The 4,498-nt window shown below is 70.6% G+C and carries 6 protein-coding genes and 1 pseudogene; 5 read left to right on the forward strand and 2 right to left on the reverse strand.

Translation table 11 applies throughout. The features are described 5' to 3' along the window. Positions 1-129: 129 nt before the first annotated feature. The gene (locus tag VNT50_RS10105) at positions 130-468 is read left to right on the forward strand and encodes a TfoX/Sxy family protein (protein ID WP_325484988.1); all 339 of its coding nucleotides are present in this window, start codon (positions 130-132) and stop codon (positions 466-468) included. Positions 469-491: 23 nt separating this feature from the next. Further along, the gene (locus tag VNT50_RS10110; protein WP_325484989.1) at positions 492-1,466 is read left to right on the forward strand and encodes a phosphoribosylaminoimidazolesuccinocarboxamide synthase; all 975 of its coding nucleotides are present in this window, start codon (positions 492-494) and stop codon (positions 1,464-1,466) included. Here VNT50_RS10110 and VNT50_RS10115 read toward each other — a convergent pair. Beyond that, positions 1,447-1,608 (reverse strand): LacI family DNA-binding transcriptional regulator, encoded by a 162-nt coding sequence (locus tag VNT50_RS10115; RefSeq protein WP_325484990.1) that lies wholly within the window; start codon positions 1,606-1,608, stop codon positions 1,447-1,449. The two genes, VNT50_RS10110 and VNT50_RS10115, sit on opposite strands and share 20 nt — an antisense overlap. Positions 1,609-1,650: 42 nt before the next feature. After that, on the reverse strand, positions 1,651-3,090 hold the full coding sequence (locus VNT50_RS10120; RefSeq protein ID WP_325484993.1) for a glycoside hydrolase family 1 protein: 1,440 nt from the start codon (positions 3,088-3,090) through the stop codon (positions 1,651-1,653). A 209-nt stretch (positions 3,091-3,299) separates the two neighbouring features. Between VNT50_RS10120 and purS the strand changes: the two genes are divergently transcribed. From purS to VNT50_RS10135, 3 genes and pseudogenes are all read left to right on the forward strand, one after another. Next, positions 3,300-3,548 (forward strand): phosphoribosylformylglycinamidine synthase subunit PurS, encoded by a 249-nt coding sequence (gene purS / locus VNT50_RS10125; RefSeq protein ID WP_325484991.1) that lies wholly within the window; start codon positions 3,300-3,302, stop codon positions 3,546-3,548. Continuing rightward, on the forward strand, positions 3,545-4,252 hold the full coding sequence (purQ, locus tag VNT50_RS10130) for a phosphoribosylformylglycinamidine synthase subunit PurQ (protein WP_325484992.1): 708 nt from the start codon (positions 3,545-3,547) through the stop codon (positions 4,250-4,252). The genes purS and purQ overlap by 4 nt, the downstream gene beginning before the upstream one ends. Positions 4,253-4,311: 59 nt before the next feature. Beyond that, positions 4,312-4,498: pseudogene (locus tag VNT50_RS10135) on the forward strand (hydroxyacid dehydrogenase); the annotation flags it as partial.

Below are 4,498 nucleotides of genomic sequence, written 5' to 3' on the forward strand. Positions count from 1 at the left end.
CTTGCTTCGAACGTTGGCCACGGTCGCCGCTGTGGAGGTACGGCACGTGGACGTACGGCACGTGGACGTACGGCACGTGGACGTACGGCACGGTGGACGGACCGCACCCCGCGCGCCTACCGTGGCCGCATGAGCGCCGACGACATGGCCCTGGGCCACGAACTCTTCGACCCCCTGGCCGAGACCTATCTCGGGCGCCCCGGCGTCGACATCGGCCGGATGTTCGGCACCGAGGGCTTGCGCGTCCGCGGGAAGGTGTTCGCCTTCGTCGGGTCCGGCGGGGGCCTCATCGTGAAGGTGCCGGAAGCCCGCGCGGCCGAACTCTCGGACTCGGGCGTCGCGCCGCGAATGGTCATGCGCGGCCGCGAGATGCGCGAGTGGGTCACCGTGGCGCCGGAGGCGGGGCTCGACGCGTGGGCGGCGCTCATGGCGGAGGCCTTCGCCTACCTCGACGAGATCACGCCCTGACCGGCCACCGGGATAATGGACCGGTGAGCTCCCCCCTGAACCTCCCCGGCTGGCGACACGTATATTCCGGCAAGGTGCGCGATCTGTATGTGCCCGCCGACGCTTCGACGGGGACGGCGACCGGCGGCACCGAGGGGGTGACGGACCGGATGCTGGCCGCCGACCGGATGCTGGTCGTCGCGAGCGACCGAGTCAGTGCGTTCGACCACGTGCTCTCCCCCGGCATCCCGGGCAAGGGCGAGCTGCTCACGACCCTGAGCCTCTGGTGGTTCGACCAGCTGGCCGGCGGCGACGGCGGCCGCCGCATCCCGAACCATCTCCTCGCCTCCCACACCGTGGGAGCCGACGACGCGCCCCTGAGCCTCGTCCCCGCCGAGGTCTCCGGGCGCGCGATGCTCGTGAAGGGCCTCGAAATGCAGCCGATCGAGTGCGTCGTGCGCGGCTACCTCACCGGAAGCGGCTGGGCGGAGTACCGCGCGAGCGGAACGGTGTGCGGCATTCCCCTCCCCGAGGGCCTGCACGACGGCGACCGGCTGCCCGAGCCGCTGTACACGCCGGCCTTCAAGGCGCCGATGGGCGAGCACGACGAGAACATCACGTTCGAGCGCTCCGTCGAGCTGACGAACCCGCAGGTGGCCGCCGCCCTGCGCGACCTGTCGCTCGAGATCTACCGCCGGGCGGCCGCCACGGCCGAGGCGCACGGGCTGATCCTCGCCGACACCAAGTTCGAGTTCGGCCTCGACGCCGACGGTGTGCTGACCCTCGCCGACGAGGTGCTCACGAGCGATTCGTCGCGATACTGGGATGCCGCGGCCTGGGCCACCGGCGAGACGCCGTCGCAGCGCATGGCGAGCTTCGACAAGCAGATCGTGCGGGACTGGCTCGCCGCGCACTGGGACAAGCAGGGCAGCCCGCCCGAGCTCCCCGGCGAGATCGTGCGGCGCACCGCCGATCGCTACCGCGAGCTGCTCGCCCGCCTCACGGGCGACCTCCCGTAGCGACCTCCCGTAGCGACCGGCACCTCGACGGACTCATCGCCGTGGAGCCGTTCACGACCCGGGAGATCGTGGAGCGCGACACCCCTGCGGCGGCCGCGACCTCTTTCGATCGTCGCCGGGCGCGGCTCGTCTCGGACTTCATGGGCACCCCTCGTGCGTGAGATCGCCGATGCGGACGCCGGCGTCACCGAGGGGGAACATCGATCGCGCGCGCAGCGATGATGCGACGATATTCCAGCCCGCTGTCCTTGATCGTCCGCTCCTGGGTCTGGTAGTCGACGCGGACGATGCCGAACCGCTTCTCGTAGCCCCAGGCCCACTCGAAGTTGTCGAGCAGCGACCAGTAGAAGTACCCGCGCACATCGACGCCGCGCTCGATGGCATCGAGGACGGCCGCGACGTGGGCCCGCACGAACTCGGTGCGCTCCGCATCGTGCACGCGCAGCACACCGTCCTCGGTCACGGGCTCGTCGTCGTAGGCGGCGCCGTTCTCGGTGACGAACAGTGCGACGCCGGCGTCGCCCGTGTATTCGTCCTGCACGCGCACGAGAAGCTCCGTCAGCGCCGCGGGCTCGACTTCCCAGCCCATGTTCGTGCGCGCAAGACCACGTTCGTGCCAATGGATGCCGGTCGACAGCGGGAACGGCGAGCCGGCAAGGCGGTCGGTCGGGGCGCCCCCACTGACCGGAGGGTTCTCGGCCGGACGTCCGGCGACGTACTCGCCGTGGTAGTAGTTGACGCCCAGGGTGTCGATCGGTGCCGAGATGGTGGTGAGGTCGCCGGGCTGGATCGCAGCCTCGAGCGCGTCATCCACGACCGCGTCGTAGATGTCGGCCGGATAGGCCCCGCGGAAGAGCGGGTCGAGGAACCAGCGGTTGAACTGCCCGTCGATCAGGCGCGCGGCGTTGATGTCGGCCGGATCGGCCGGGTCGACGGGCTGCGCCACCGTGAGGTTGAGCGTGATGCCCAGATCGAGCGACTTGTCGCGCGTGCGCAGCTCCGAGACGGTCATGCCGTGCCCGAGCAGCAGGTGGTGCGAGGCGCGCAGGCCGTCGCTCACGCTGTAGCGCCCGGGCGCGTGCACGCCCGCCGTATAGCTGAGGAACGACGAGCACCAGGGCTCATTGAGCGTGGTCCAGATGTTCACGCGGTCGCCGAGGGCGTCGTGCACCGTCAGGGCGTACTCCGTGAAGAGCTCGGCCGACTCGCGTGCGGCCCAGCCGCCGCGTTCCTCGAGGGCCTGCGGCATGTCCCAGTGGTAGAGCGTGAGCCACGGCACGATGTCGGCGCCGAGCAGTTCGTCGACGAGGCGGCTGTAGAAATCGACGCCCTTCCGGTTGACCGCGCCGGCGTCGGGGCGCACCCGCGACCACGACGTCGAGAAGCGATAGGTCTGCAGCCCCAGGTGCTTCATGAGCGCCACATCGTCGGTGTGGCGGTAGTAGTGCTCGCACGCGACGTCGCCGTTGTCGCCGTTCACGACGGCGCCGGGCACGCGCGAGAACGCATCCCAGATCGACGCGGTGCGACCGTCTTCGAAGGCGGCGCCCTCGATCTGGTAGGCCGCCGTGGCGGCGCCGAAGAGGAAGTGGTCGGGGAAGGGGCGGGCGGGGATCGCAGCCATGCTGGCGGAGTCCTCTCTCGTCAGGATCGTCACGGTCAGCCCTTGACCGCTCCGGCCATGATGCCACTCACGAGCTGCTTGCGAACACGAGATGCGTGCGAAGTAGTCGGGTAGCCCGCATCACGGTTGGGTCGCGGCATCCCGACGGTCGCCGCAGGCGCAGCGGATAGACTGATCGGACGCCCGCCCGCCGACATCCGGAGCCCTCAATGCCCACCATCGTCGTCGACGTCATGCCCAAAGCCGAACTGCTCGACCCGCAGGGCAAGGCCGTCTCGGGAGCCCTCGCGCGCCTGGGCGTCGACGCCTTCACCGGCGTCCGCATCGGCAAGCGCTTCGAGCTCACGGTCGAGGGCGAGGTCGGCGACGACGTGCTCGCCCAGGCACGCCAGATCGCGGGCGACATCCTCTCGAACTCCGTGATCGAGGATGTCGTCAACATCGAGGTCGTGGAGTGACCGCGCGCATCGGGGTCATCACGTTCCCCGGTTCGCTCGATGACCGCGACGCGCAGCGCGCCATCCGCGTCGCCGGGGCCGAGCCCGTGGCCCTCTGGCACGGATCGCACGACCTCGAGGGAGTCGACGCCCTCGTGCTGCCCGGCGGGTTCAGCTATGGCGACTACCTGCGCGCCGGCGCGATCGCGGCGCTCGCCCCGATCATGAGCGAAGTGCAGGATGCCGCGGCGAAGGGCATGCCGATCCTCGGCATCTGCAACGGCTTCCAGATGCTGGTCGAGGCGCACCTGCTGCCCGGCGGCCTCATCCGCAACGCGCACCAGCAGTTCATCCGACGCGACCAGCGCCTCCGCGTCGAGAACGCCGATACCGCCTGGACCTCGGACTTCGCCACCGGCCAGGAGATCGTCATCCCGCTGAAGAACGCCGACGGCGGCTACATCGCCGCAGAGTCCGAGCTCGACCGGCTGGAGGGCGAGGGGCTGGTCGCATTCCGGTACGTGGGCGTGAACCCGAACGGGTCGCTGCGCGACATCGCGGGGCTCGCGAACGATCGCGGGAACGTCGTCGGCCTCATGCCGCACCCCGAGCACGCCGTCGAGGAGGGCTTCGGCCCCGATACGCCCAAGGCGATGCGGTCGGGCACCGACGGCGTCGGCTTCTTCACCTCGGCGATCGCCGCCGTCGTCGGCGCGGCGGCGTAGCGGCGGCGGCGCGACGTAGCGGCGGCGGCGCGCCGCGCGACCTCGGTAGCGTGGGATGTGTGACCCCCGACATCTCGAACCTGACCGTCTCCGTGCCGACGCAGCAGCTCGCCGACGATGTGACCCGCGCCCTCCGCGGGGCCCGTGGGATCGAGGTGCTCGTCTGGCCGATGGATGCGCCCGCGCCCCGCGCCCGCATCGACATCGTGGTACCGCCGTACATGAGCCAGGGCAGCGCGCTCCCCT

This window comes from Microbacterium sp. (assembly GCF_035554235.1).
Classification (GTDB): Bacteria; Actinomycetota; Actinomycetes; order Actinomycetales; family Microbacteriaceae; genus Microbacterium.

What these genes read in the sequence shown, in the direction of transcription:
- purS (WP_325484991.1), top strand. Translation starts at nt 3,300, where the DNA reads ATGCCCACCATCGTCGTCGACGTCATGCCCAAAGCCGAACTGCTCGAC.
- VNT50_RS10120 (WP_325484993.1), bottom strand. Translation starts at nt 3,090, where the DNA reads ATGGCTGCGATCCCCGCCCGCCCCTTCCCCGACCACTTCCTCTTCGGC.
- VNT50_RS10105 (WP_325484988.1), top strand. Translation starts at nt 130, where the DNA reads ATGAGCGCCGACGACATGGCCCTGGGCCACGAACTCTTCGACCCCCTG.
- VNT50_RS10115 (WP_325484990.1), bottom strand. Translation starts at nt 1,608, where the DNA reads ATGAAGTCCGAGACGAGCCGCGCCCGGCGACGATCGAAAGAGGTCGCG.